This window comes from Brevundimonas sp. 'scallop' (assembly GCF_011045535.1).
GTDB lineage: Bacteria > Pseudomonadota > Alphaproteobacteria > Caulobacterales > Caulobacteraceae > Brevundimonas > Brevundimonas vesicularis.
Genome location: NZ_CP039382.1, coordinates 2,068,831 through 2,094,440 on the forward strand (window position 1 = coordinate 2,068,831; position 25,610 = coordinate 2,094,440).

Consider the following 25,610-nt stretch of genomic DNA (forward strand, 5'->3'; position numbering starts at 1 on the left):
TCACCACCACTTGCCCGGCTTGGCCGTGAAGCCCGCCGCCCGTTCCAGCGCGGCGCCGACCTGGAAGACCGTCGCCTCGTCCAGCGCCTTGCCGATGACCTGCAGACCCAGCGGCAACCCGCCGGCGTCCACGCCCGCCGGCACCGAAATGCCCGGCAGGCCGGCCAGATTGGTCGTCACCGTGAAGACGTCGTTCAGATACATGGTCAGCGGATCGATCTGCTTGTCGCCGATGGCGAAGGCGGCCGACGGCGTCGAGGGAGTCAGGATCGCGTCCACCTGGCCCCAGACATTGTCGAAGTCCTCGGCGATGCGGCGACGCACCTTCAGCGCCTTGACGTAGTAGGCGTCGTAGAAGCCGGCCGACAGCACATAGGCGCCGATGGTCAGACGACGCTGGACCTCCTTGCCGAAGCCCTCGGCGCGCGAGGTGGCATACAGGTCGTCCAGCGACTTGAAGTCCTCCGCCCGATGCCCGAACCGCATCCCGTCGTAGCGAGCCAGGTTCGACGAGGCCTCGGCCGGTGCCACGATATAGTAGGTCGGCAGGGCGTATTTGGTGTGCGGCAGGCTGATCTCGACGATCTCGCAGCCGGCGTCCTTCAGCCATGCCACGCCCTGATCCCACAGGGCCTGAATCTCAGCCGGCATTCCGTCCACGACATATTCGCGCGGCACGCCGATACGCAGCCCCTTGACCGACTTGCCGACCGATTGCGTCCAGTCGGGCGTCGGAATGTCCAGGCTGGTCGAATCCCTGGCGTCGAACGAGCACATGGATTGCAGCAGCAGGGCCGCGTCTTCGACCGTCTTGGTGATCGGCCCGGCCTGGTCCAGCGACGAGGCGAAGGCCACCATGCCGAAGCGGCTGGCGCGGCCATAAGTGGGCTTGATGCCGACCGTGCCGGTGAAGGCGGCGGGCTGGCGGATCGATCCGCCGGTGTCCGATGCGGTCGCAGCCAGGCACAGGTCCGCCGCCACGGCCGAGGCCGAACCGCCCGACGAACCGCCCGGCGTCAGCTCGGCATTCGAGCCGGTTGATTTCCACGGGTTCTTCACCGGACCAAAGGCCGAGGTCTCGTTGGACGAGCCCATGGCGAACTCGTCCATGTTCAGCTTGCCCAGCATGACCGCCCCGTCGCGCCATAGATTGGCGGTGACGGTCGATTCATAGGGCGGCGTGAAGCCGCGCAGCATGTTGGAGCCGGCCGTCGTCTGCACGCCCTCGGTGCAGAACAGGTCCTTGATCCCCAGCGGCGCGCCTTCCAGCGCCCCGCCTTGGCCGGCGGCGATGCGGGCGTCGGACGCGCGGGCCATGTCCATGGCCTTGTCTGACGTCACCTCGACATAGGCGTTCAGGGTCGGGTTCGCGGCCTCGATCGTGGTCAGGAAGGCCTGGGTGATTTCGGCCGAGGTGAAGTCCTTGGCCTTCAGCCCGTCGACAGCGCCCTTCAGGGTCAGTTTGGTCAGGTCGCTCATGACTATTCGACCACCTTGGGCACGACGAAGAAGCCGTCCGCCGACTTGGGCGCATTCGACAGGACTGCATCGACCTTGGCGCCGTCGGTGACGACGTCGTCGCGCAGGCGAAGCGGCTGGGCGACGTTCGAGGTCATCGGCTCCACGCCTTCGACATCCACCTGATCCAACTGCTCGATCCAGGTCAGGATGCCGTTGAGCTCCTGCGCCAGCGGCTCCAGCCGGTCCTCGGGGGTCTTGATGCGGGCGAGATGCGCAACCTTGCGCACCGTCGCAGCGTCGATGGCCATGCGGCCCTCCAACACACAAAATGAAAACGAAGCGGTCGGATTAGCCGCCCGCACTGGGATTCACAAGGATCAGCCGCCCGTCGTCAGGCGTGATCTCACCGCGACGTGCTGACGGACACCGCATCCGGCGGCGTCTCGCCGCTTGAGGGGAAGTCGATCTGCACCGTGCGCTCCACCTTCAGGATGTCGCCGTTCGGCCCCGCCGTGTCCTGACGCACCGCCAGGACCACGCGCCTGGCCTTCGCCTCCACGACCTTCCATTCGGCATAGTCGCCCAGAGCATAGGCGCGCCAGCCCTCGGCCGGACCGCCGAACAGGGCGAAATAGGTCACCAGACCATTCACCGCCGGATCGCCGCCCGAAAGGCTGAAGACCTTGGCGTTCTGGTCCGGCAGGGCCTGCACCTGCGACACATCGGCCGCCGTGCCGATCTCCTCGCGTGCAGCCGCCGCGCGCCGTTCGGCAGGCCCCAACGGCTTAGTGGTCGGTGGCGGGGCCGCACGCGTGATCGGGCTCGGCGTCGGCGCGGCTGCCGCGATCTGAGTATCCTGTGCGGTCTCGGTCTTGGCCGCCGCGTCGGACTGTCCGCACCCACTCAACACGAGCCCGAAAGCCGTCATCGCCGCTGTCGCCGTGCGCATGTCATCGTCCTTCCTGTCGATCGTCTTCACCATCGCCTTTGACTTCGGCCCGCGCCAGTCCTAACCGCAGGCCGTGCCCGTCCTCGACCTTCTCGACCTGCCCGCCGCCTGCCCGCCCGACACGCCGTGGATGGGGTTGGATCTGGGCGAGAAGACCATCGGCGTCGCCGTGTCGGATTCCACGCGCCTGATCGCCTCGCCGCTGGAGCTGATCCGCAAGTCAAAGTTCACGCAGGAAGCCGAACACCTGTTCAAGCTGATGGCGCATCGCAAGGTTTCGGCCCTGGTCATCGGCCTGCCCGCCAACATGGACGGCACGGAAGGCCCGCGCGCCCAGTCGTGCCGCGCCTTCGCCCGCAACTTGGAGCGGCTGAGGCCCGTCAACATCGCCTTCTGGGACGAGCGGCTGTCCACCAGCGCCGTCGAGCGTTTCCTGATCGAGGATCTGGACCTGAACCGCAAACGCCGCGCCCAGGTCGTGGACCGCACCGCCGCCGCCTGGATCCTGCAGGGTGCTCTGGATCGGGTTCGGGACCAGGCGACCTGGGTTTGACGGCCCTGATCGCCGGCGTCCTGCCGGTCTTTCTGATGATCGCCCTGGGCTACGGCTTGCGAAAGTCCGGCTTCCTGCCCGACGAGGCCTGGCGGCCGATCGAGAAGCTGTCGATCAACATCTTCTACCCCAGCTTCTTGATCCCCGCGATCTGGCACGCCGACCTCGCCGGCGGCGGCGCGACCGTGGCGGGTGCTGCGGCGGTGGGCGCGACCCTGATCGTGGCGACCGCGACCCTGGCGTCCAAGCCTCTGATCACCCTGGACGGCCCGGCCTACACCAGCGTCTTTCAGGGAGTGATCCGCTGGAACAGCTTCGTCTTCGTGCCGGTGATCCAGTCGGTCTATGGCTCGGAAGGCACGGCGCTGGCCGCCGTCGCCATCGCCTTCATCATTCCCGTCACCAACATCGCCTGCGTCGCCGTGCTGGCGAAATGGGGGTCGCTGCAGCGCGAGCCGTCGGTCGTCGGCCTGATCAAGTCGATGCTGGCCAATCCGATCCTGCTGGCCTGTTTGATCGGCCTGGCGCTGAATGTACTGCATGTGCCGCTGATCCCTGGCCTGTCGGATGCGATGGACCTGCTGGGCGCCGCCGCCCTGCCGCTGGGCCTGATCGTCGCCGGGGCGGGTCTGTCCTTCGCCGAGGTCAAACGCCGCCGCACCACCATCGCCGCCGTCAGCCTGGTCAAGCTGGGCGTCATGCCGCCGCTGATGTGGTTCATCGCCTGGGCTTTGGGCGGCGACAGCCTGGCGCAGGGCATCGCCTTAATCTGCGGCGCCGCGCCCGGCTCGGCCGCCTCCTACATCTTGGCGCGTCAAATGGGCGGCGACGCGCCCCTGATCGCCGGCGTCATCGCCCTGACCACCGTGGGCAGCGCCGTGGTCATTCCCATCCTGCTGGCCCTGTTCCACTTCACCTGACTGGCGTTCAGGGCGAGTCACGCCTATAGCCGCGTCTCGATGACCCAGCCCGCTCAAGTCACCGATCAGACCATCCGCGACCGGCTGGTTCCGTTCCCCAAACCGCACTTCCTGGCCGCATCCGACCTCGATCCATATGTGACGCCGCAGTTGCTGGACCTGGGCGACGCCTTCGTCGACTTCAATCGCCAGTCGTCCAAGGCTCTTGACCTGCTGCACGGCCGCACGGTCGTGAACCTGTTCTTCGAGAACTCAACCCGCACCTCCTCCTCCTTCGAGATCGCCGCCAAACGGCTGGGCGCGGACGTCGTCACCATGCCGGTCGCCTCCTCCTCCGTGAAGAAGGGCGAAACCCTGATCGACACGGCGGTCACCCTAAACGCCATGAAGCCCGACATCCTGGTCATCCGTCATTCGGCCTCGGGCGCGGCCGAACTGCTGAGCCAGAAGGTCGGCTGCGCCGTCGTCAACGCCGGTGACGGCCGCCACGAACACCCGACCCAGGCTCTGCTGGATCTGCTGTCCATGCGCCGCGCATTCGGCGATGTGACCAGCCTGACCGTCGCCATCTGTGGCGACATCACTCACAGCCGCGTGGCGCGCTCCAACGTCGCCCTGTTGCAGATGATGGGGGCGCGCGTCCGCCTGATCGGCCCGCCGACCCTGGTGCCTGGCGACGCCGACCGCTGGGGCTGTGACGTCTTCCATGACATGCGCGAGGGTCTGAAGGGCTGCGACGTGGTCATGATGCTGCGGCTTCAGCTGGAGCGGATGGCCGGCGCCCTGGTCCCCTCGACCCGCGAATATTTCCGCTTCTGGGGTCTGGATCGCGAGAAGCTTGCCTGGGCCAATCCCGGCGCCCGGGTCATGCACCCCGGGCCCATGAACCGCGGCGTCGAGATCGATTCCGACGTGGCCGACGACCTGGACGTCTCCCTGATCCAGGATCAGGTCGAGATGGGCGTCGCCGCCCGCATGGCCGTGCTGGCCTCCCTCTCCGCCCGTTGGGGAGACGCCCGATGACCACCGTCGCCATCATCAACGCCCGTCTGCTGGACCCCGCTACGGACTACGACGGCCCAGGCGGCCTGCTGATCCAGGACGGCCGCATCAGCCGCGTGATCCACGGCCCGACGCCGGACGTGGCGGCGGATCAGATCATCGACGCCGACGGCCTGTGCCTCGCGCCCGGCCTGATCGACATCCGGGTCAAGACCGGCGAACCCGGCGCCGAGCCCAAGGAGACGCTGAAGTCCGCCAGCCTGGCCGCCGCCGCCGGGGGCGTGACGACCATCGTGGTCCAACCCGACACCGATCCCGCCGTCGACGACCCGGCCATGATCGACTTCATCCAGCGGCGCGGCGCGGCGCTGAACCTGGTCAACGTCCGCGCCGCCGGCGCCGCGACCAAGGCCCTGGACGGTCAGCGCATGGCCGAGATCGGCCTGATGGACGAGGCCGGCGCCCTGTATTTCACCGACGGCGACAAGGTGATCGTCAACAGCCGCACCCTGCAACGGGTGATGAGCTACGCCGCCGCCTTCAACGCCCTGATCGCGTGCCGCCCGGCCGACCCCTGGCTGACGGAAGGCGCGGTCGCCGCCTCCGGCGAACTGGCCACGCGCCTGGGCCTGTCCGGCAGCCCCGCCATCGCCGAGCGGATCGGGCTGGAGCGCGACCTGGCCCTGGTCGAACAGACCGGCGCGCGGTTCCTGGTGGATCAGATTTCGACCGAGGGCGCCCTGGACACCCTGGCCCGCGCCCGCGCCAAGGGGCTGGAGGTCGCCGTCAGCGTCTCGATCAACCACCTGTGCTTCAACGAGGTGGACATCGGCGATTACCGCACCTTCTACCGGCTGGACCCGCCGCTGCGCTCGGAGGCCGACCGCCAGGCCCTGATCGAAGCCGTGCGCGAAGGCCTGATCGACGTCATCACCTCCGCCCACGCCCCCGCCCCAGCCGAGGACAAGCGCCGGCCCTTCGCCGAGGCCGCGCCCGGCGCCATCGGCTTGGAGACCCTGCTGCCCGCCGCCCTGACCCTGCATCACGAAGACGGTCTGGACCTGCTCGACGTGCTTCGTCCCCTGACCCAGGGGCCCGCCGCCCTGCTCGGCCTCGACGCGGGCGTCCTGGCCGAGGGCGCGCCGGCCGACGTCATCCTGTTCGACGCCGGGGCCCCCGTCATCATCGACGCCGACGCCCTTCACTCCAAATCCAAGAACTCCCCGTTCGACGGCCGCCGACTTCAGGGCAAGCTGATCGGAACCTGGGTGGGCGGTCGCAAGGTCTTCTAAGGATCAGATCAGCGCGGCCGCGCGCACGTCGCGGCCTTGGCCACCTCGGCGCCCAGCACCGATTTGACGGCCAGCGGCGTATCGGTGGCGATCACGGTGACGCCCTGGCGCACCAGATCGCGGTATTCCGATACGTCCCCGTCGGCGGCGTAGCGGTCGTCACGGCGCACGCCCTCGGCGCCCAGTGTGCCGAACTGAACCTCGACGCCGGCCTCGCGCAGGGCGCGCCAAAGCGCAGGACGCTCCTCGCGCGTGCCGGTCCAGGCCAGGATCTGCGCCGGGTTCAGCCCGCTCAGATCCTCCACACCGCTTAGCCCGGCTGAGATCATCATCTCCGGCGCCATGGCCGCCACCGCCCGCGCATCGGCGTCATTATAGGTGATCAGGATCACCCGGTTTCCGGCCCGTGACCGTCGCACCTGATCGATCACCGCCCGCGCCAGATCGACGGTGGTCTCGCCGTCGGCGGGCTTCAGGTCGATGCTGGCGATGGCCCCCACGCGTCCGGCGGCGTCCAGCGCCTCGCCCAGCGTCGGCGGCGCGGCGCGCGTCAGGGCGCCGTCCGACGCCTTCAGCCGCGCCTGTTTCACTTGGGCCAGCGTCAGGTCCGCGACCCGCCCGCGCCCCGTGGTCGTCCGGTCCATGGTGTCGTCGTGCATCAGAACCAACTGCCGGTCCTTGGTCAGGACAGCGTCCAGTTCCAGGATCGCATTGGGGATCGCTCGGCCTGTCGCCTCGATGGCGGCGATGGAATTCTCGGGCTGGTCCAGCGCCGAAACCGCCCGGTGCGCCGAGATCGCCACGCCGCCGTCCCGCACGCAGTCGAAATAGGCCGCCATCGCCGGCCCCGATGACGGCGCAGGCGCCATCGGCGGCGCACCCACGCAACCTGTCGTCGAAAGCAGCAGCAGGGTCGCGGCGGCGGCGGAAATACGGGTCATGGATCGGCTCCGGAAAGACGCGCGGACCAAACGCTGCGCCGATCATCGGGTCAAGAGGTCGGATCGCCCTTGCTCCCGACCGCCCCGCGACGCATTTTGCCGCAACGACACGCGGGGAGCGAATCAACGTGCAGGATCTAGTGGCCCCGGCTCTCGGGACCTTGGCGCTGGTGGCGCTGGGCGGCTATCTGCTCGGCTCGATTCCCTTCGGCGTGGTGATCACACGTGCAGCCGGCGCCGGCGACGTGCGCAACATCGGCTCGGGCAATATCGGCGCGACCAATGTCCTTCGCACCGGCCGCAAGGATCTGGCCCTGGCCACCCTGCTGCTGGACGCGGGCAAGGGTGCGGTCGCCCTGCTGATCGCCCGTCATCTGTTCGGCAGCGAACTGGCCGGCGCCATCGCCGGCGGCGCGGCCTTCCTGGGACACCTGTTTCCCGTCTGGCTGGGCTTCAAGGGCGGCAAGGGCGTCGCCACCTTCTACGGCCTGCTGCTGGCCGCCGCCTGGCCGCTGGGCCTGATGGCGGGGGCGGTCTGGCTGCTCTGCGCCTTCCTGTTCCGCTATTCGTCGCTGGCGGCGCTCATTTCATCGGCGACCGCGCCGCTGCTGGCGCTTCTGCCGCTCGCCGTCGTCGGCCTGCCGGTCAGCCTGCCCATCCTCGCCCTGACCGTGTTCGCCGCCGTTCTGATCTGGGTTCGACATCACCAGAACATCGCCCGGCTGCTGAAGGGCGCGGAACCGCGCATCGGGGCAAAGAAGGCGTGAGCCTGGACCCGGCGGAACGCTTCGCCCGGCTGCGGCTCGCCCGCACCGACCGCATCGGCCCCGTCGCCTTCAGCCAACTGATCGGCCGCTACGGCTCGGCCCTCAATGCGCTGGACGCCCTTCCCGATCTGGTGCGCAAATCCGGCTCCGCCTCCGTTCCGCCCCCCGTAGAGACGGTCGAACGCGAGATCGCCGCCGGCGACGCCATCGGCGCCCGCCTGCTGGTGCTGGGCGATCCCGACTATCCCGAAATGCTGGCCACGCTCGATCCGCCGCCGCCGATCCTGTGGACGCGAGGCCGCGTTGACCTGCTGAACCAGCCCTCGGTCGCCATCGTCGGCGCCCGCATCGCCTCGGCGGGCGGTCAGCGGATCGCACGCGGCCTGGCGCAGCAACTCGGTCAGGCCGGTCATGTCGTCGTCTCGGGCATGGCGCGCGGCATCGACGCCGCCGCCCACGAAGGCGCCTTGGCGACCGGGACCGTCGCGGTCCTGGGCGGCGGCGTGAACGACATCTATCCTTCCGAACACGCCGACCTCTACGCACGCCTGACGGAACAAGGCTGCGTCGTCTCCGAAAGCCCGGTCGGCGCCCGCGCCCAGGCGCGCGACTTCCCGCGCCGCAACCGCATCATCTCCGGCCTGTCGCGGGGCGTCGTGGTGGTCGAGGCGGAAGTCCGGTCCGGCTCCCTGATCACCGCCCGTCTTGCCGCCGAGCAGGGCCGCGATGTGTTCGCCGTGCCCGGATCGCCCCTGGATCCCCGCGCGCGCGGGCCCAATGAACTGCTGCGTCAGGGCGCCATCCTGTGCGAGGGGGTCGAGGACATCGACCGCGCCTTCAATACCCTGCGCACCCTGCGCGAGCCGCCTGCCGATCCGATGCGATTCGACGACGACACCGACGACGCCTTCCTCGACCGCGTCGCCGCCCTGTTGTCGCCAACCCCGACGCCGCGCGACGAGATAGCCCGCGCCCTGAACGCCCCGGTGTCCAAGGTCGCCGCCGCTCTGCTGGAGCTCAGCCTAACCGGCCGCGCCGACCTGCTGCCCGGCGGCCTGGCTTCGCTCTAGGCCTGCGGATGACCCGCAACGCCCGCGGCCTGTTCCAGCAAGCCAGCCAGCCGCACGTCGCCCTCGTCCCGCGCCAGCCGCGCCATTTCCAGCGCCATGGCACCGATATATTCCCGCGTCGGAAAGGCCGCCGCTTCGATATGCGCCTGGCGATCCGTTTCGCAGGCCGATTGAGGTTGCGCCGTCGCCATGATCGTCTCCGTTGTCAGGTCCACAATCTAACCGGGCCGTATTAAAACGCAACTACTCTAGGGTGTAAGACGACAGGTGCGATTGACTCACGGCTCCGCTCCAACCACGTTCGCGCCCCTTCCCGAGACCGGACCGTTATGAACCTCGTCATCGTCGAGAGCCCCGCAAAGGCCAAGACCATCAATAAGTATCTGGGCTCGGACTATGAGGTCCTGGCCTCGTACGGCCACGTCCGCGATCTGCCATCCAAGGATGGCTCGGTCCTGCCTGACGACGACTTCTCCATGCATTGGGAGGCCGACGCCAAGGGCGCCAAACGCCTGTCCGAAATCGCCGAGGCCGCCAAGCGCGCCGACCGCGTCATCCTGGCGACCGACCCCGACCGCGAGGGGGAAGCCATCAGCTGGCACGTGCTTGAAGTGCTGAACAAGAAAAAGGCGCTGAAGGACACCCACGTCGAACGCGTCACCTTCAACGCCATCACCAAGTCCGCCGTGCTCGAGGCCATGGCCAATCCGCGCCAGATCGACATGGAGCTGGTCGAGGCCTATCTGGCTCGCCGCGCGCTGGACTACCTCGTCGGTTTCACCCTCTCGCCGGTCCTTTGGCGCAAGCTGCCGGGCGCACGCTCGGCCGGCCGCGTCCAATCCGTGGCGCTGCGCATCGTCGTCGATCGCGAGATGGAGATCGAGAAGTTCAAGGCTCAGGAATACTGGTCCATCGAGGCCGACCTGAACGCCGACAGCCCGCCCTTCACCGCTCGCCTAGTCAAGCACGCCGGCAAGCGGATCCAGCGGCTGGACATCAAGGACGAGGCCACGGCTTCCGCCGCCCGCGCGGCCATCGCCGCCGGCGACTTCACCATCAATGCGGTGGAGAAGAAGCCCGTCCGCCGCAATCCGGCCCCGCCCTTCACCACCTCGACCTTGCAACAGGAGGCGGCGCGCAAGCTGGGCTTCTCGGCCCAGCGCACCATGCAGGCGGCGCAGAAACTATACGAGGGGGTCGACGAGACCGGCGGCCTGATCACCTATATGCGGACCGACGGCGTTCAGACCACGCCCGAGGGCATCGCCCAGGCGCGCGAGGTCATCAGCCAGGCGTTCGGCCCGGCCTTCGTCCCGCAAGAACCGCGCTATTACAAAACTAAAGCCAAGAATGCTCAGGAAGCGCACGAAGCGATCCGGCCGACCAACATCGCCCGCCATCCCGACAGCCTGCGCCTCGAATCCGATCTTCAGCGCCTGTATGAACTGATCTGGAAGCGGATGGTCGCCTCGCAGATGGAGGCGGCCCGGATGGACCGCACCACCGTCGACATCGAGACTGCCGACGGCCAGACCGGTCTGCGCGCCACCGGCCAGGTCGTCACCTTCGACGGCTTCCTCGCCGTCTATGAGGAAGGCCGCGACGAAAAGCAGAAGGGCGCCGAAGACGACGAGAGCGACGACACCAGCCGCCTGCCCGCCCTGAAGGAAGGCGCCAAGGCCAAGGTCGACGCCATCCGCACCGATCAGCATTTCACCGAACCGCCCCCGCGCTATTCGGAAGCCACCCTGGTCAAGAAGCTGGAAGAGCTGGGCATCGGCCGCCCCTCGACCTACGCCTCGACCCTGTCGACCCTGCGCGACCGCGAATATGTCCGCGTCGACAAGAACCGCTTCTATCCCGAGGACAAGGGGCGGCTGGTGACGGCCTTCCTGGAGCAGTTCTTCAGGAAGTGGGTCGAATACGACTTCACCGCCGCGCTGGAGACCCAGCTCGACGAGGTCTCGGCCGGTCAGCTGAACTGGAAGGTGCTGCTGCGCAACTTCTGGCAGGACTTCCACGCCGCGACGCAAGCCGCCGGCGAACTGCGCACCACCGCCATTCTGGACGCCCTGAACGAAAGCCTCGGCGCCCACATTTTCCCGGACAAGGGCGACGGGACCGATCCGCGTGAGTGCCCCCTTTGCCACCAGGGCCAGCTCAGCCTGAAGACCAGCCGCTTCGGCGCCTTCATCGGCTGCGACCGCTATCCGGAGTGCAAATACACCCGCCCCGTCGCCAGCCCGTCGGCTGAGGACGGCTCGGCCGAGAGCGGCGACCGCGAGCTGGGCATCGATCCGGAAACGGGCCAGCCGGTCCAGCTGAAGATCGGCCGTTTCGGCCCCTACGTCGAAATCACGCCGCCCGAGGGCGACAAGCCCAAACGCTCGTCCTTGCCCAAGGGCTGGTCGCCCGCCTCCCTGTCGCTGGACCAGGCCCTGCGTCTGCTGGCCCTGCCGCGCGAGGTCGGGGCTCACCCCGAGGACGGCAAGATGATCACGGCGGGCCTGGGTCGTTACGGACCCTTCGTCCTGCACGCCGGGACCTATGCCAATGTCACGGACATCGACGAGGTGTTCGAGGTCGGCCTGAACCGCGCCGTCGCCCTGCTGGCCGAGAAGCGCGCCGGTCGTCCCGGTCGCGGCGCGGCGACAGCCCCGCTCAAGGATCTGGGCGCGCACCCGGAAACGGGCGAGCCGATCCACGTCATGGCCGGCCGTTTCGGTCCCTACGTCAAGTCCGGCAAGATCAACGCCACGCTGCCGAAGGGCACTGCGCCCGAAGACCTGACCCTGGAAGACGCCCTGCCACTGCTGGCCGCAAAGGCCGGCGCCGCGCCCAAGAAGAAGGCGCCCGCCAAGAAGGCAGCCGCTCCGAAAAAGGCCGCCGCCAAGAAACCGGCCGCCAAGAAGGCTCCGGCGAGGAAGGCCGCCAAGTCCAAGACCGAAGACTGATGCTTAATGTCTCCTCCCCGTGACGTGGGGAGGAGACGAAGCCTCATGGCGCGAATCCCCCCCGCGCCCTATCTTTGCCTGCTCATGCCCATCCGCCGCCTTTCCCCCGAAACCGTCAACCGCATCGCCGCCGGCGAGGTGGTCGAGCGGCCGGCCAGTGCCATCAAGGAACTGGTTGAGAACGCCCTGGACGCCGGCGGCCGCAACATCGAGATCCAGGCTGACGGCGGCGGCCTGTCGCGCATCCTGATCGCCGACGACGGAAAGGGCATTCCGCGCGAGGAACTGCCGCTGGCCATCGAACGCCACGCCACGTCCAAGCTGGAGCCCGACGACGCCGGCGACGTGGACCTGCTGCGCATCCACACCCTGGGCTTCCGGGGCGAGGCCCTGCCCTCCATCGGCTCGGTCGCCCGCCTGTCGATCACCACCCGATCCCGCGACGAAACCGACGCCTGGGCCATCACGGTCGAGGGTGGCGAGACCCGTCCCCTGGCCCCCGCCCCCTTCCCAGGCCCGCACGGCGCACGCGTGGAGGTGCGCGACCTCTTCTACGCCACCCCCGCCCGGCTCAAGTTCATGAAGTCCGAGCGGTCCGAGGCCATGGCCATCTCCGAAGAGATCAAGCGCCAGGCCATGGCGCATGAGGCCGTCGCCTTCACCCTGTCGCTGGACGGCAAGGTCACCCTGCGCCTGCCCGCCGAACACCCCGGCGACGAAGGTCGGCTGAAGCGGCTGTCCGCCCTGCTGGGTCGCGACTTCGAGGCCAACGCCCTGCTGATCGATCAGGCGCGCGACGGCGTGCGCCTGTCGGGCTATGCGGGCCTGCCCACCTATTCGCGCGGCAATGCGGCGCATCAGTATCTGTTCGTCAACGGCCGCCCGGTGAAGGATCGCCTGCTGCAAGGGGCCCTGCGCGGCGCCTACGCCGACTTCCTGGCGCGCGACCGCCACCCGGCCGCCGTCCTCTTCCTCGACATCGATCCGCTCTATGTCGACGTCAACGTCCACCCGGCCAAGGCCGAGGTCCGGTTCCGCGATCCGGCCCTGGTGCGCGGCCTGATCGTCGGCGCCCTGAGGCACGCGCTGCACGCCGCCGGCCACCGCGCCTCCACCACCGTCGCGGCAGACACCCTGTCCAGCTTCCAGGCCCACACCGGCCTCTCCACCGGCCCCGCCTACAGTCCCAGCGCCCCCTCGGCGCAAGGCTTCAGCGGCTGGACCGGCTGGTCCCAGCCCGCCGCCGCCGCCCAGGTCCTACCCGGCCTCAACGAACGCAGCGCCCGCGTCGAACCCAGCTGGGACGGCCCCTCATGGCCGTCGCAACCCGCGCAGCACAGCGACCTCGCCACTCGCCACTCGCCACTCGCCACTGAACCGACCGACCCCCTCGACTACCCCCTGGGCGCCGCGCGGGGTCAGCTCCACGCCAACTATATCGTCGCCCAGACCCGCGATGGCCTGGTCATCGTCGATCAGCATGCGGCGCATGAACGGCTGGTCTATGAGCGGATGAAGGCCCAGATGGCCGAGGGGGCCGTGACCCGCCAGGCCCTGCTGACGCCCGAGGTGGTCGATCTGGACCCCGCCGAGGCCGAACGCGTCGCCGGGCGGGCCGAGGAACTGGCCGAGATGGGCCTGATCGTCGAGGCCTTCGGCGCCGGCGCCGTCCTGGTGCGCGAGACCCCGGCCATGCTGGGCGACACGGACGTCCAGGGCCTGATCCGCGACATCGCCGACGACCTGTCCGAACACGGCCAGGCCCTGTCGCTCAAGGAACGCCTCGCCGCCATCTGCGGCACCATGGCCTGCCACGGCAGCGTCCGCTCCGGCCGCGTCCTCTCGGCGCCGGAGATGAACGCCCTTCTCCGCCAGATGGAAGCCACCCCCCACTCCGGCCAATGCAACCACGGCCGCCCCACCTATGTGGAGTTGAAGCTGCACGATCTGGAGAAGCTGTTCGGGCGGCGGTGAGGGCAAAGAGTTGTTTAGTGCGCGCCTAGATGCGCGTTGAGCCGCTGAGAACGTGCATTCCACGATACGTAACGCCCTATCACACAGAACGCTTGAAGCTATGGTCTCCAACATGTTGGAAAAAGACGAAGATCGCGACGCCGCTGAAGATGCATCTTCGGGATGCACAATACCGTCTGTTATTCCGCCGGAGATTGCTGGTCGTTATAACCTCGCACGTGATCCAGATGTAGAACGTGACGTTTCCAGGTATGTGGAAATCGAGTCAGGGAATACCGTTACAAATGTCGAGAAGATAAAGACAGAATATGTCTTGGGAGACTCTTATGACATATGGGATGTAACCACGGATGGCGGCCAATGGTGGGTCATCTCAAACCTATTAAACTTATACTCAAAAGATCTCTTTCCAAGTCTAGATTACACACTATCATTTCATATCGGCCTCATGATGAGGATGCGCAGTAACCCCAACGGACCTGACGCAGAAAATCCCGACCCATTTGATGAAGTCGCACGGCGCAGGGAACAGGCTGAAGCCGCCTATGAAAGAGCCATTGAGGCTGTCCACTACCAAGCCGTAGGGATGCAGTTGCGAGAGTGCCTTATCTCGCTCAGTACAGCATTGCGCAGGCGGATGGAGGTGATAATCGAGGGCGAAGCACCTCAAGAAGCCAATTTTAAAGGCTGGATGGACCTGATAATAAATCAGCTCTGCCCAGGAGACGCAAACAAGGAACTCAGACAGTTTCTGAAGACGACATCTGACAAGACATGGTCACTAGTCAATTGGCTGACTCATGATCGCAACGCTAATCAGACAGCAGCCTCAATCGCACTTCATGCGTGCGATATGGTTTTCGGCCATTCGATCCAAATCCTAGTTAGAGACCGTACCGATAACGTGGAAGAATGCGCACAATGTACATCCCGTAACATTCGTTCGCATTACGACGCTGGAATACTTCCGGACGGGGATTACTACACCACTTGCGGATCATGTGGATGGACTAGCCATCCTGACGGTGCAGAACGACACGACAAGTAATAACATCATGCCTTCCATCCTCTTCGTCTGCCTCGGCAACATCTGTCGCTCCCCCCTCGCCGAGGCCGCCCTGCGCGCCGAGGCGGAGCGGCTCCGTCTCGACCTGATCGTCGATTCCGCCGGGACCGGGGACTGGCATGCGGGCGAGCCGCCGGACCCGAGGGCGCAGGCGACGGCGCGGCGGCATGGGGTCGAGATTTCGGGGTTGAAGGCGCGGCAGGTGACGCAGGCGGACTTTCGGCGCTTCACCCATGTGATCGCCCTGGACCACGAGAACCTGAAAAACCTGCGCCGTCTGCGTCCTGACGATGCGACCGCCGAACTCAGCCTGCTGCTCGACCACGTCCCCGGCCGCGAGGGTCAGGCCGTCGCCGACCCCTATTTCGGCGACGACGACGACTTCGAGATCACCTGGGCCGAGGTGACGGCGGCGGCGCGCGGTCTGGTCGCCAAACTGTAACCCTCCCCCCCCCCCGTTGGGAGACGGGCAGCGTCGCCTCACTCTGCTGTCGGCGAAACCTTGAGGAATAGCACCCTGGCTGCGCCGTAGTCGCGCGCGTCCAGCCGTTGATAGCCAGGGGTGTCGATCTCCGGCTCGTCCGACCCGCGCTCGAACACCACCAGGGCGCCGGGCTTGAGCCAGCTTCCCTCGATCAGCCGCGCCAGCGTCTGCTCCCCCAGCCCCTTGCCATAGGGCGGGTCCAGAAACGCTAGGTCGAACGCCTCGGCGATCGGGCCGGGCCGCGCGCCCAGGTCCGTCGCGCTCCTGCGATGCACCCGCGTGCGTCCCATCAGCCCATAGGCGTCGGCGTTCTCGCGGATCGCGCCGCGCGCGCCGTCGTCCGTCTCGACGAACAGGCAGAAGCCCGCCCCCCGGCTGACCGCTTCGAACCCCAGGGCGCCCGAACCGGCGTAAAGGTCGATGACCCGCAGGCCTTGCAGGCTCTCGCCCCAGGCGGCGTGTTCCAGCACGTTGAAGACGGCCTGGCGCGCGCGGTCCGAGGTCGGGCGTGTGCCCTGCCCCTCCGGCGCGACGATGGCCCGGCCCTTCAGGCTTCCGGCGACGATCCGCATCAGGCCGCTCCGCCAAAGCGCCGACCGACCCAGACCCGGCCGGCGATCAGCAGCCCCAGCGCCAGCGCCGTCACGGCCGCCAGCAGCCCCACGCCCCGCGCCATCAGGAAGAAGCTCAGCGCGCAGGCCAGCCCCGGCATCAGGGCATGGGTCACGACCACCGTGGCGCGCACCGCCCAATGCGGTCGCGGCCGGATCGCATCGGTCACGAAGGCGGCCCAGCCATAGGCGCCGGCGTGCATCACGCCGACCAGCGCCACCAAGCTCAGATAGATCCACGCCCCCTCGCCGTTGCGCGGCTGCTCGTACAGCAGGGTCGTGGCGAACGGCATCAACACCACCCCGGCCAGCGCCAGCATGTTGAACAGCATCACCCCGTTGCTGAAGCCGGTCATGCGAGCGAACACCCGCCGGTGCGTGTTCCAGAAGACGCCGATGATGGCGAAGCTGAGCGCAAAGGCGGTGAACATCGGCCACCGCTCGGCCCACAGGCTGGCCCACTGTCCGTTCCAGCCTTCGGGCACATGCAGTTCGATGGCCAGCAGGGTGATGGCGATGGCGAACACCCCGTCCGAGAACAGCAGCAGCCGTTCCAGGCTGTGATCGCCCTTCGCCGGGCTCAGGTCCGCTGTCGTCGTGTTCATCGCCATTCCCCCTGTCGCAACCCTTGTCGTCAATCCTGCGGCGGCGCGAACTGCGCCCATAGCTCGTCCGTCGTCAGGCGCGGCCGCTCGCCCGCCAGCGCATAGGTCGCCGGCTTGCTCTCGATGCAGAACTCGTCCTCAAGGGCGAAGACCGACGGGTCGTCGAAGGCCTGGGCCGAGACCATGGTGATCGCCCCGTCGTTCGAGCGCCAGAACAGGCCGGTCCCGCAGGCGGGGCAGAACTGCCGCGTCGCCCAGTCGGACGACACATAGGTCGCCACCTCGCCCGTGACCGCGACGCTGTCGCCGCAGTCCACGCTGAACAGGATACCGCCCGACTGCCGCCGACACGTGGGGCAGTGGCAGGCGTGCATCCCGCCGTTCGGCGTCGCGGTGAAGGTGACGGCGCCGCACAGGCACCGCCCGGTCGAGATCGTCATCGCTCAGTCCTCGGCGGCGAGCCTCAGCGGGGCGTGCGCGGCTTGCCTCCTGGCCCGCGTCCACTCGTTCCGGACGGACCGGCCGGCTTGCCGCCGCCGCCCGTGCGAGGCTTGAAGTCGCGGCCGCCGGTCGGTTTTCCGCCGGGACCGCCTGCGCGGGGGCCGGAGCCGGCGCGTCCCGCCGGCTTGGCGCCGGGCTTGCCGCGCCGGTCGTCGATGAACTGGTCGTCGCGCGGCTTGAAGGCGCGCTTTGGCCGGTCTCCGTCTTCACGCGCCGGACGATCGCCTGCCGGCGCGGTGCGTTCGCGCGGCTTGAAGCTCTTGGAATGCTCGAACTTGGGCGCGGCCTTGGCCCAGCCTTCCTTCTTGGGCGGACGCTCGCGGCGCTCGACCGCGTCCGCCTGGGCCGTCTCGGCGGCGCGAACGCGGCTGGGCTTGCGCGACGGGTCCGACATGGCCGAACCCGACCGGCCCTTGACGATGGGCGTGGAGACCCGACGGCCGGGGATGGGCGCGGGCGTCTCGACCGTATTGCCGGTCGGCAGGTTCTCGGGCCGGATATAGTCGGCCAGCAGCTCGCGGATCACGCGCGGCCCGACCTCTTCCACCGAGCCGATGGGCAGGACGTCGAGGCGGAACGGGCCGTAGGCCAGGCGGATCAGCCGGTTGACCGTCAGGCCGACGGACTCCAGCACCTTCCTGACTTCGCGGTTCTTGCCCTCGGTGATCGACACCGAGATCCACAGGTTCGCCGGCGCCTTGCCGTCTTCGGACTTCGACTCCTTGGCCTTGTCCAGCTTGGCCTCGATGGGACCATAGGCGACGCCGTCCACGACCACGCCGTCCTTCAGCGCGTCCAGCTGTTCCTGGGTGATCTTGCCCCGCGCCCGCGCCCGGTACTGACGCACCAGCGAGGTCGAGGGCAGCTCCAGCGCCCGGCTCAGCTCGCCGTCGTTGGTCAGCAGCAGCAGGCCTTCGGTCGCCAGGTCCAGCCGCCCGACCGAGATCACGCGCGGCAAGCCGGCCGGCAGGGCGTCGAACACCGTCGGTCGTCCCGTCGGATCGCTGTGGCTGGTCAAAAGGCCCGCCGGCTTGTGATAGCGCCAGACCCGCGTCGCCTGGGTCGAACCGATGGGCTTGCCGTCCACGGTGATCACGTCGTCGCGCGTCACCAGGGTCGCGGGCGTGTCCAGGATGCGGCCGTTGACCGCCACCTTGCCCAGGCCGATCAGACGCTCGACCTCACGGCGCGAGGCGATGCCGGCGCGGGCCATGGTCTTGGCGATTCGCTCAGCGCGCAGAGGCGTGTCCGGCGTCTTGGACTTGCCGTCCTTGCCGCCCCCATCGCTGCGCGGCTTGTCGGTGCGGGGCCGGTCGCTGCGCGGCTTGTCGCTGCGTGGGCGGTCGGCCTTGTCGCCGAACCGCTTGGCGCCGTCTTCGCGAGGGCCGCGCGGCTTGTCGCCGAATGATCTCGTCCCGTCGCCGCTCTTGCGGGGACCGGAGGATTTAAAGGGCCGGGGCGACCGTTCGTCTTGACGGGCGCGGGGCTTCTTGTCGTTGTCGTCTGTATGGCGGACCATGATGAGCGGTTCATGCGCATGGCGCTGGACCAAGCGCAAGCGGCGGCGGACGCAGGAGAGGTGCCCGTGGGCGCAATTCTTGTCGATCCCGCCTTAGGTGAGGTAATTTCGACCGGCGCCAATGGTCCGATTGCAGCTCGCGACCCCACCGCCCATGCCGAGATCGTCGCCATGCGGCGCGCGGCGACGGCGCTGGACAACTATCGCCTTACCGGCCTGACCCTCTATGTGACGCTGGAGCCCTGCGCCATGTGCGCCGGGGCCATCAGCCACGCCCGCATCGGCCGCGTGGTCTGGGCCGCCGACGATCCCAAGGGCGGCGCCGTCATCCACGGCCCGCGTCTGTTCGAACAACCCACCTGCCACTGGCGCCCGACCACGGACTCAGGCCTTCTGGCGGGCGAGGCGTCGTCGCTGCTCAAATCCTTCTTCCGTCAAAGACGGGGAACGGCGACAGGCGGCGCACGTTAGAACGCCGCGAAAAGCTGCGCCGTTGGGCGGGGCCGTGGAGGGAAAAGACCTTGTTCAAGCCGGATCTGCCGCAGTCGATCGTGTTCAGCGGCCTAGCCGCCTTGGCCCTCCTCACCGCCTGCGGCGCCGATCCCGACAAGGCTCCGCGCACCGGCGACGAGGTCAAGGAACGCGCCATCCAGGCCCAGACCGCCCGCCAGCGCACCGGCGCCGAAATCCAGGACCGCACCCTGAACCGCGTCGTCCACACCGTTTATCTTTGCGACAATGGCGAGCGTCTGTCAGTCGACTTCGACAACCCGCGCCAGATGGCCACCATCCGCAACTCGTCCGGCGAGGCCATCGACCTGTACCAAGAACGCGCCGCCGACGGCATCTGGTATCGCGCCTCCAACGTCGAACTGCGCGGCAAGGGCGTTTTGGCCACCTGGTCTGTCGAGGGTCGCCAGCCGACGGAATGCCGCGCAGTCGACTGATCGCGTTGCGAGAGGTGGCGCGGCTGCATACGTCAACCTCATGTCCCTGATCGAACAGCTCGGCCTGACCGCTCCGATCATCCAGGCGCCGATGGCCGGCGTCTCGACGCCCCGAATGGCCGCCGCCATTTGCAACGCTGGCGCGCTGGGCTCCATCGCCGTTAGCGCGACGAATGCGGACGGCGCGGGCCGGATGATCGCCGAGACGCGAGCGCTGACCGACCGCCCCTTCAACGTCAATCTTTTCGTCCATGCCGCGCCGCGAAGAGATAAGATCGTCGAAACGGCCTGGCTTCACGCTCTGACCCTGCAGTTCGAGGCTTTCGGCGCGACCCCGCCCGCCGGACTCGCCGCCATCTACCAAAGCTTCGCCGACGACGACGCCATGCTGTCGGCCCTGCTCGCCAATGCGCCTCGCGTAGTTAGCTTCCATTTCGGCCTGCCTGACGCCGAGCGGATTCGCGCGCTGAAACAGACCGGATGCCTGCTGCTGGCGAGCGCCACCAATCTGGACGAAGCCCTGGCCTGCAAGACAGCCGGCATGGACGCGATCGTGGCCCAGGGCTGGGAAGCCGGCGGCCATCGCGGGATGCTCGACCCCGACGACGAGGACAGCCGCCTGGGGACGCTGGCGCTGACCCGTCTTCTGGTGATGCGCTCCGGCCTGCCAGTCATCGCTGCCGGGGGGATCATGGATGGGCGAGGCGTCCGCGCCGCCCTCGACCTCGGCGCCGTCGCGGCTCAGCTCGGCACCGCCTTCATCGCCTGTCCAGAAAGCGCGGCCGACGCGGGCTATCGCGCCGCTTTGAGCAGCGACGCCGCGCACCACACCACCATGACCTGTGCCGTCTCGGGCCGCCCTGCCCGCTGCCTGCGCAATCGTTTCACCGAGTGGGGCGAGCAGACGACGGCGGTCATCCCGGACTACCCGGTCGCCTATGATGCGGGCAAGGCCCTGAACGCCGCCGCAAAGGCCGCTGGCGAGACCGGCTTCGGAGCCCAATGGGCAGGTCAGGGCGCCCCGTTGGCGCGCGCCATGCCCGCCGCCGACCTGATCGCGGCTCTGATCGAGGAGATGCGGGCCTAGACCAACGCCGCCAGTCGTCGATCCAACCCGTCGCGCACTGAGGGCCAGTCGTCGTCGATGACGGCGAACATGGCGGTGTCGCGCGCCCGGCCGGTCCAGGTGATCTTGTGCTTGCGCAGCACGCCTTCGGCCTTGGCGCCCAACTTCAGGATCGCGGCCTGGCTCTGGGCGTTGACGGTGTCAGTGATGATCTCGACCCGCACCGCGCCCGCGTCGAAGGCATGCCCTAGCAACAGCCGCTTGCAAGCCGGGTTGATCGCCCCGCCCCGCGCCTCGGGCCGATAGAAGGTCGAGCCGATCTCGCAGCGGCGATAGGCGGGGTTGATCTCATACAGGCTCGTCGTCCCGACCACCGCCCCGTCCGAGCGCCGCCGCACCGCATAGGCGATCCGCGTCTGCGCCTGCATCGCCGCCATCGCGGCGTTCCACCACGCCTCGAAATGATCGCCATAGGCGGGCGCGACCATGATGCTCCAGGCCTCGGGATCGCAATCCAGCGCGGCCTTGACCTCGGCTTCCACTCCCTCCTCGAACGGCTCCAGCCGCACGAAGCGATCCTCCAGAGGGACCGAGGCGATCTGCATCACGCGGTCGCGCCTTCCTCGATCAGGAAGGCCCGCACCTTGGCCGGATCCACGCCCTTGGCGACGAAGGCCTGGCCGATGCCGCGCGCCAAGATCAGGGTCAGCGCCCCGCCCTCAGCCTTCTTGTCCCCGGCCATCAGGGCCAGCAGTCGGTCGGCCGCGAACGATCCCGCCTGATCCAGCCGCGTCGGCAGACCCGCCGCCGCGACCACCGCCTCGACCCGCTCGACATCGGCGGCCGAACACAGCCCTTCGCGCGCCGAGTATCGGAAGGCCATGCAGCACCCGAGCGCCACCGCCTCGCCGTGCGCCAAAGCGCCTTCGTCGAAGCCGACCTCGGTTTCGATCGCATGGCCGAAGGTGTGGCCCAGGTTCAGCAGGGCGCGTCGCCCCGCCTCCTTTTCGTCCTCGCCGACCACCGCGCTCTTGATCTCGACCGAGCGGATCACCGCCCGTTCCAGCGCCGCCGCATCGCCCTTAGCGCCCGCCGCCCCCTCGCCCGCCAGCCAGTCGAAGAAGGCCGCGTCGCAGATCAGCCCGTGTTTCAGCACCTCGGCCCAGCCGGACCTCACCTGGCGTTCCGGCAGGGTCGCCAGCACGTCGATGTCGGCCAGCACCAGACGCGGCTGATGGAAGGCGCCGACCAGGTTCTTCCCGCGCGGCGTATCGATAGCCGTCTTGCCGCCCACCGACGAATCCACTTGGGCCAGCAGGGTCGTTGGGATCTGAACGAAGTCGATGCCGCGCATGAACAGGGCCGCCGCCAGACCAGCCAGATCGCCGACGACCCCGCCGCCCAGGGCGATGACCACGTCCTTCCGATCCAGCCCGATCTCCAGCAGCCGATCCAGCACCCGTTCCAGCTCGGCGAAGGACTTGGAGCCCTCGCCTGCCGGCACCGCTACGATCTCGCTGGTCACGCCCGCCGCCCTCAGCGACGCCGTCAGGGCCTGGGCGTGGATGCCCGCCACCGTCTCGTCGGTGACGATGACCGTCCGCCCCTTGGCCAACGCCGCGATGCGTGCGCCGGCTTGCGCCAGTAGCCCGCGTCCCACCACCACGTCATAGGCGGCAAAGGCCCCGCCGCTGACCGGAATGATCGTCATTGCGGGGTCTCCGTGCGTCGTCTCTGGCGCCAGTGCCGGCGCAGGTTCTTGTGAATGGCGTCCACCGCTTGGCCGTGCGAGCCCTGCCCGACGTCCACGGTCACATCGGCCTCGCCGTAAATGGGATAGCGGGCTTCGGCCAGGCCGGTCAGCACCTCCAGCGGATCCTTGCCGCGCAGCAGAGGCCGCGTGTCGCGCCGCGCCACCCGCTCCGCAATGACCGCCAGATCGGCCCTCAACCAGACGGTGTCGGCCTTGGCTTTCAGCAACGCCCGCGTCTCCGGGTTCATCATCGCCCCGCCGCCGGTCGCCAGGACGATGGGCGGCCCCTCCAGCAGGCGGCGGATCACCCGCGCCTCGCCCGCGCGGAACTCGGCCTCGCCCAGGGCGGCGAAGATTTCCGACACCGTCATCCCGGCCGCCGCCTCGATCTCTACATCCCCGTCCGCAAACGGCAGTCGCAGCCGATTGGCCAGCCGACGACCGACCGACGATTTGCCCACCCCCATCAGGCCGACCAGGGCTATGGTGCGGGTCGGACCCGGATTCGCGCGCCGCCTCATCCGGCGGCTCCGGCGGAACGGTCGGTCGAGAGGAAGGCGAAGGCGGCGGCGCGGGCAGGCATGATCCAGAAAACCTCTACACCAAGCCTGACCTTGCGCCATCCGTTCGACGGCAGGTTCGCTCTTTGACGCCCCAGATCGAGGCCTTTCTGGAGATGATGGCGGTCGAACGCGACGCCTCGCCCCACACCCTGTCCGCCTATGGCCGCGATCTGGCCGACGCCGAGACGGCGCTGTCGGACGCCGGTGGCCTGATGAAGGCCGACGCCGAGGCGGTCGAGGCCTGGTTCGCCGACTTGTCGCGGCGCGGCCTGTCCGCCGCCACCGCCGCACGGCGTCGCTCTTCGGCGCGGCAGTTCTACCGCTTCGCCCTGGCCGAGGGCTGGCGCGCCGATGACCCGTCCCGCCGCCTCGATGCGCCCAAACAGGGCCGGTCCCTGCCGAAGGTGTTAAGGCGCGCCGAGATCGACGCCCTTCTGGCCGCCTCGGCCGCCCGTGACGCGGCGGCGGGTCTGCGCCTGGTCGCCCTGGTCGAGATGGCCTACGCCTCCGGCCTGCGGGTGTCGGAACTGCTGGGGCTCAAGGTCGAGGCCGTCCGTCGCGATCCCGCCTATCTGATCGTGCGCGGCAAGGGCGGCAAGGAACGGCTCGCGCCTCTGAATTCCGCCGCCCGCGAGGCAATCAAGGCCTGGCTGACCGCCCGCGACGCTAAACTGAAGGGCAAGGATGGTCGCAAGCCCAAGACGCCGGACAGCCCCTGGCTGTTCCCCTCCTCCGGCCGCACCGGCCATCTGACCCCGCGGCGTTTCGCCCAACTGCTGGACGAGGCCGCGATCACGGCCGGCATCGACCCGGCCCGCGTCAGCCCCCACGTCCTGCGACACGCCTTCGCCACCCACCTGCTCGAAGGCGGCGCCGATCTGCGCGTCGTTCAGACCCTGCTGGGCCATGTCGATATCGCCACGACCCAGATCTACACCCACGTCGCCACCGATCGCCTGGCCCAGGTCGTCCAACAAAACCACCCCTTGGCGCGCGACGACTGACAGCGCATATTCCGGCTATGGCTGAAGAGTTCTACGTCAAGGCGATCTGGGATCCCGAGGCAGGGGTCTGGTGCAGCGAGTCGAACATTGTTGGGCTGGTGCTGGAAACGGCGACGCTCGGAGAGTTCGAGAACCTCGCGCGCCATTTCGCGCCTGAGCTTCTGGCGGAAAATCTCGGAATCCACGGCGAAGTTCCCGTTCGCTTTGAAGCAGTGGGCGGGTTTGACGTCATCGCGGCATAGATACTTGGCTATTCGAACCGCCCCGCGCTGTAGGCCAAATGGTGGTCTGATAAGACCTAGCCACTGAGGTCGCAGACACAAAATGCCCAAGGACTTCTACCCCGAACTGACCGCCCTCCTCTCCGCCGCCGGCTGGCGTCGTGTCGTCAACGCCAAGGGCAGTCACGAAAAATGGCGACACCCGAACCAGCCGCACGCCGTCATCGTGCCGCGCTCGAAGAGCCGCCACACCGCCAACACCGTCCTCAAACAGGCCGGTTTGCCCAAAGCGTTCTGAACCCCCGCTTGCCCGGCGGCGTTGACCTCTCTAGGTTCGCGCGCCTTCCCCAAGGGCGCTTTGCCCGTTTGCAGTTCCCGGACGCCTTGATGGCCACGCACTATCTCGACTTCGAAAAGCCGATCGCCGATCTGGAAGCCAAGATCGACGAGCTGTCGCTGCTGGCCGACACCTCGGGCGACATCGACCATGAGATCGAGGGCCTGCGCAAAAAGGCCGAGCAGCTGCGCAAGAAGACTTACGCCGGCCTCGACCCCTGGATGAAGACCCAGGTCGCGCGCCATCCGCAGCGCCCGCACTTCATCGATTACGTCCAGAGCCTGTTCACCGACTGGAACGAACTGCACGGCGACCGTCAGTTCGGCGACGACCAAGCCATCCTGGGCGGTCTGGCCCGGTTCCGCGGCCGACCCGTCGTCATCATGGGCCACGAAAAGGGCCACGACACCGCGACCCGCATCACCCACAACTTCGGCATGGCCCGGCCTGAGGGCTATCGCAAGGCGGTGCGCCTGATGGACATGGCCGAACAGTTCGGCCTGCCGGTCCTCAGCTTCATCGACACCGCCGGCGCCTATCCGGGCCTGGGCGCCGAGGAGCGCGGCCAGGCCGAGGCCATCGCCCGCTCGACCGAGCGTTGCCTGACCCTGCGCGTGCCCTCCATCGCCACCATCACTGGCGAAGGCGGCTCGGGCGGCGCCATCGCCATCGCGGCGGCCAGCCGCGTGCTGATGCTGGAACACTCGATCTATTCGGTCATCTCGCCCGAGGGCGCCGCCGGCATCCTGTGGCGCGACGGCGCGCGGGCCAAGGATGCGGCCATGGCGATGAAGATCACCGGCCCGGACCTGATGCAGCTGAAGATCGTTGATCGCCTGATCGAAGAGCCTGTCGGCGGCGCCCATACCGATCGCGACGCGGCCATGGCCAATGTCGGCGACGTGCTGGCCGAAGAGCTGAAGGGCTTCGACGGCCTGACGCCCCAGCAGATCAAGAAGCGCCGCGCGGATCGCTTTTACGCCATCGGCGCCCTCTGACGCCTGGCCGCTTTGGCCGACCAGCGTTAACGCAGCATCCACCCTCGTCTGC

Annotated in this window: 29 protein-coding genes; 17 read left to right on the plus strand and 12 right to left on the minus strand. The window is 68.1% G+C overall.

All coding sequences use genetic code 11. The features are described from left to right. From gatA to E4341_RS10355, 3 genes are all read right to left on the minus strand, one after another. The gene (gene gatA, locus E4341_RS10345) at positions 1–1,479 is read right to left on the minus strand and encodes an Asp-tRNA(Asn)/Glu-tRNA(Gln) amidotransferase subunit GatA (protein ID WP_165117110.1); all 1,479 of its coding nucleotides are present in this window, start codon (positions 1,477–1,479) and stop codon (positions 1–3) included. 2 nt (positions 1,480–1,481) lie between these two features. Further along, positions 1,482–1,769, minus strand: a complete 288-nt coding sequence (gene gatC, locus E4341_RS10350; RefSeq protein ID WP_165117112.1) for an Asp-tRNA(Asn)/Glu-tRNA(Gln) amidotransferase subunit GatC — start codon at positions 1,767–1,769, stop codon at positions 1,482–1,484. Between the two features lie 95 nt (positions 1,770–1,864). Then, positions 1,865–2,410: a hypothetical protein gene (locus tag E4341_RS10355; protein ID WP_165117114.1), complete on the minus strand. Its 546-nt coding sequence runs from the start codon at positions 2,408–2,410 to the stop codon at positions 1,865–1,867. A 73-nt stretch (positions 2,411–2,483) separates the two neighbouring features. Between E4341_RS10355 and ruvX the strand changes: the two genes are divergently transcribed. Genes ruvX through pyrC form a run of 4 tightly spaced genes read left to right on the plus strand, consistent with a single transcriptional unit; the run spans position 2,484 to position 6,177 of the window. Beyond that, entirely contained in the window at positions 2,484–2,963 is a 480-nt protein-coding gene (gene ruvX / locus E4341_RS10360) for a Holliday junction resolvase RuvX (protein WP_017506485.1), read from the plus strand. Next, entirely contained in the window at positions 2,960–3,883 is a 924-nt protein-coding gene (locus E4341_RS10365; protein WP_165117116.1) for an AEC family transporter, read from the plus strand. The genes ruvX and E4341_RS10365 overlap by 4 nt, the downstream gene beginning before the upstream one ends. 39 nt (positions 3,884–3,922) lie before the next feature. Further along, entirely contained in the window at positions 3,923–4,906 is a 984-nt protein-coding gene (locus E4341_RS10370) for an aspartate carbamoyltransferase catalytic subunit (protein WP_165117118.1), read from the plus strand. Beyond that, positions 4,903–6,177, plus strand: coding sequence for a dihydroorotase (gene pyrC, locus E4341_RS10375; RefSeq protein WP_165117120.1), 1,275 nt, complete (start codon positions 4,903–4,905; stop codon positions 6,175–6,177). The genes E4341_RS10370 and pyrC overlap by 4 nt, the downstream gene beginning before the upstream one ends. Before the next feature lie 8 nt (positions 6,178–6,185). On the opposite strand, the gene E4341_RS10380 is transcribed toward pyrC, so the two are convergent. Further along, a complete protein-coding gene (locus E4341_RS10380; RefSeq protein WP_165117122.1) occupies positions 6,186–7,118 on the minus strand; it encodes a glycerophosphodiester phosphodiesterase family protein in 933 nt (310 codons plus the stop codon). Positions 7,119–7,246: 128 nt separating this feature from the next. Between E4341_RS10380 and plsY the strand changes: the two genes are divergently transcribed. After that, positions 7,247–7,885, plus strand: coding sequence for a glycerol-3-phosphate 1-O-acyltransferase PlsY (plsY, locus tag E4341_RS10385; RefSeq protein ID WP_055753430.1), 639 nt, complete (start codon positions 7,247–7,249; stop codon positions 7,883–7,885). After that, a complete protein-coding gene (dprA, locus tag E4341_RS10390) occupies positions 7,882–8,955 on the plus strand; it encodes a DNA-processing protein DprA (RefSeq protein ID WP_165117124.1) in 1,074 nt (357 codons plus the stop codon). Before plsY ends, dprA begins: the two co-directional genes overlap by 4 nt. Here dprA and E4341_RS10395 read toward each other — a convergent pair. Beyond that, positions 8,952–9,146, minus strand: a complete 195-nt coding sequence (locus tag E4341_RS10395) for a hypothetical protein (protein WP_165117126.1) — start codon at positions 9,144–9,146, stop codon at positions 8,952–8,954. The two genes, dprA and E4341_RS10395, sit on opposite strands and share 4 nt — an antisense overlap. A 138-nt stretch (positions 9,147–9,284) precedes the next feature. Here E4341_RS10395 and topA point away from each other — a divergent pair, with 138 nt between their 5' ends. The 4 genes from topA (at position 9,285) to E4341_RS10415 (ending at position 15,391) form a co-directional block, all read left to right on the plus strand. After that, positions 9,285–11,909 carry a type I DNA topoisomerase gene (gene topA / locus E4341_RS10400; protein ID WP_165117128.1) on the plus strand — a complete coding sequence of 875 codons (2,625 nt, stop codon included), beginning with the start codon at positions 9,285–9,287 and terminating at the stop codon, positions 11,907–11,909. Positions 11,910–11,993: 84 nt separating this feature from the next. Continuing rightward, positions 11,994–13,883, plus strand: a complete 1,890-nt coding sequence (mutL, locus tag E4341_RS10405; RefSeq protein ID WP_165118699.1) for a DNA mismatch repair endonuclease MutL — start codon at positions 11,994–11,996, stop codon at positions 13,881–13,883. A 112-nt stretch (positions 13,884–13,995) separates the two neighbouring features. Then, a complete protein-coding gene (locus E4341_RS10410) occupies positions 13,996–14,931 on the plus strand; it encodes a gamma-glutamylcyclotransferase (protein ID WP_165117130.1) in 936 nt (311 codons plus the stop codon). A gap of 7 nt (positions 14,932–14,938) precedes the next feature. Beyond that, positions 14,939–15,391 carry a low molecular weight protein-tyrosine-phosphatase gene (locus tag E4341_RS10415; RefSeq protein ID WP_205751274.1) on the plus strand — a complete coding sequence of 151 codons (453 nt, stop codon included), beginning with the start codon at positions 14,939–14,941 and terminating at the stop codon, positions 15,389–15,391. 38 nt (positions 15,392–15,429) lie between these two features. On the opposite strand, the gene rsmD is transcribed toward E4341_RS10415, so the two are convergent. Genes rsmD through E4341_RS10435 form a run of 4 tightly spaced genes read right to left on the minus strand, consistent with a single transcriptional unit; the run spans position 15,430 to position 18,669 of the window. After that, positions 15,430–16,005, minus strand: coding sequence for a 16S rRNA (guanine(966)-N(2))-methyltransferase RsmD (gene rsmD / locus E4341_RS10420; protein ID WP_055804707.1), 576 nt, complete (start codon positions 16,003–16,005; stop codon positions 15,430–15,432). Then, complete coding sequence (locus E4341_RS10425) at positions 16,005–16,649, minus strand: TMEM175 family protein (protein WP_165117132.1); 645 nt, start codon at positions 16,647–16,649, stop codon at positions 16,005–16,007. The genes rsmD and E4341_RS10425 overlap by 1 nt, the downstream gene beginning before the upstream one ends. A gap of 29 nt (positions 16,650–16,678) precedes the next feature. Next, positions 16,679–17,089, minus strand: coding sequence for a GFA family protein (locus E4341_RS10430; protein ID WP_066551267.1), 411 nt, complete (start codon positions 17,087–17,089; stop codon positions 16,679–16,681). A 23-nt stretch (positions 17,090–17,112) separates the two neighbouring features. Further along, positions 17,113–18,669: a pseudouridine synthase gene (locus tag E4341_RS10435; RefSeq protein ID WP_055753422.1), complete on the minus strand. Its 1,557-nt coding sequence runs from the start codon at positions 18,667–18,669 to the stop codon at positions 17,113–17,115. Between the two features lie 12 nt (positions 18,670–18,681). Between E4341_RS10435 and tadA the strand changes: the two genes are divergently transcribed. Genes tadA through E4341_RS10450 form a run of 3 tightly spaced genes read left to right on the plus strand, consistent with a single transcriptional unit; the run spans position 18,682 to position 20,703 of the window. Further along, the gene (tadA, locus tag E4341_RS10440; protein ID WP_165117134.1) at positions 18,682–19,140 is read left to right on the plus strand and encodes a tRNA adenosine(34) deaminase TadA; all 459 of its coding nucleotides are present in this window, start codon (positions 18,682–18,684) and stop codon (positions 19,138–19,140) included. Between the two features lie 50 nt (positions 19,141–19,190). Then, entirely contained in the window at positions 19,191–19,616 is a 426-nt protein-coding gene (locus E4341_RS10445; protein WP_082464998.1) for an MliC family protein, read from the plus strand. A gap of 40 nt (positions 19,617–19,656) precedes the next feature. Then, positions 19,657–20,703, plus strand: coding sequence for a nitronate monooxygenase family protein (locus tag E4341_RS10450; protein WP_165117136.1), 1,047 nt, complete (start codon positions 19,657–19,659; stop codon positions 20,701–20,703). Here E4341_RS10450 and E4341_RS10455 read toward each other — a convergent pair. Genes E4341_RS10455 through E4341_RS10465 form a run of 3 tightly spaced genes read right to left on the minus strand, consistent with a single transcriptional unit; the run spans position 20,700 to position 22,956 of the window. Further along, a complete protein-coding gene (locus E4341_RS10455) occupies positions 20,700–21,287 on the minus strand; it encodes a GNAT family N-acetyltransferase (protein WP_165118703.1) in 588 nt (195 codons plus the stop codon). The genes E4341_RS10450 and E4341_RS10455 overlap by 4 nt on opposite strands. Beyond that, complete coding sequence (gene aroB, locus E4341_RS10460; protein WP_165117138.1) at positions 21,287–22,393, minus strand: 3-dehydroquinate synthase; 1,107 nt, start codon at positions 22,391–22,393, stop codon at positions 21,287–21,289. Before aroB ends, E4341_RS10455 begins: the two co-directional genes overlap by 1 nt. Next, the gene (locus tag E4341_RS10465) at positions 22,390–22,956 is read right to left on the minus strand and encodes a shikimate kinase (protein WP_165117140.1); all 567 of its coding nucleotides are present in this window, start codon (positions 22,954–22,956) and stop codon (positions 22,390–22,392) included. Before E4341_RS10465 ends, aroB begins: the two co-directional genes overlap by 4 nt. 155 nt (positions 22,957–23,111) lie before the next feature. Here E4341_RS10465 and E4341_RS10470 point away from each other — a divergent pair, with 155 nt between their 5' ends. The 4 genes from E4341_RS10470 to E4341_RS10485 all read left to right on the plus strand — a co-directional run bounded on the left by E4341_RS10470 (position 23,112) and on the right by E4341_RS10485 (position 25,558). After that, the gene (locus E4341_RS10470; RefSeq protein WP_240893669.1) at positions 23,112–24,002 is read left to right on the plus strand and encodes a tyrosine recombinase; all 891 of its coding nucleotides are present in this window, start codon (positions 23,112–23,114) and stop codon (positions 24,000–24,002) included. Between the two features lie 17 nt (positions 24,003–24,019). Further along, entirely contained in the window at positions 24,020–24,244 is a 225-nt protein-coding gene (locus E4341_RS10475) for a DUF1902 domain-containing protein (RefSeq protein WP_066551253.1), read from the plus strand. A gap of 82 nt (positions 24,245–24,326) precedes the next feature. Beyond that, on the plus strand, positions 24,327–24,521 hold the full coding sequence (locus tag E4341_RS10480; protein ID WP_066551252.1) for a type II toxin-antitoxin system HicA family toxin: 195 nt from the start codon (positions 24,327–24,329) through the stop codon (positions 24,519–24,521). Positions 24,522–24,610: 89 nt separating this feature from the next. Continuing rightward, positions 24,611–25,558 (plus strand): acetyl-CoA carboxylase carboxyltransferase subunit alpha, encoded by a 948-nt coding sequence (locus tag E4341_RS10485; RefSeq protein WP_165117144.1) that lies wholly within the window; start codon positions 24,611–24,613, stop codon positions 25,556–25,558. The last annotated feature ends 52 nt before the right edge of the window (positions 25,559–25,610 follow it).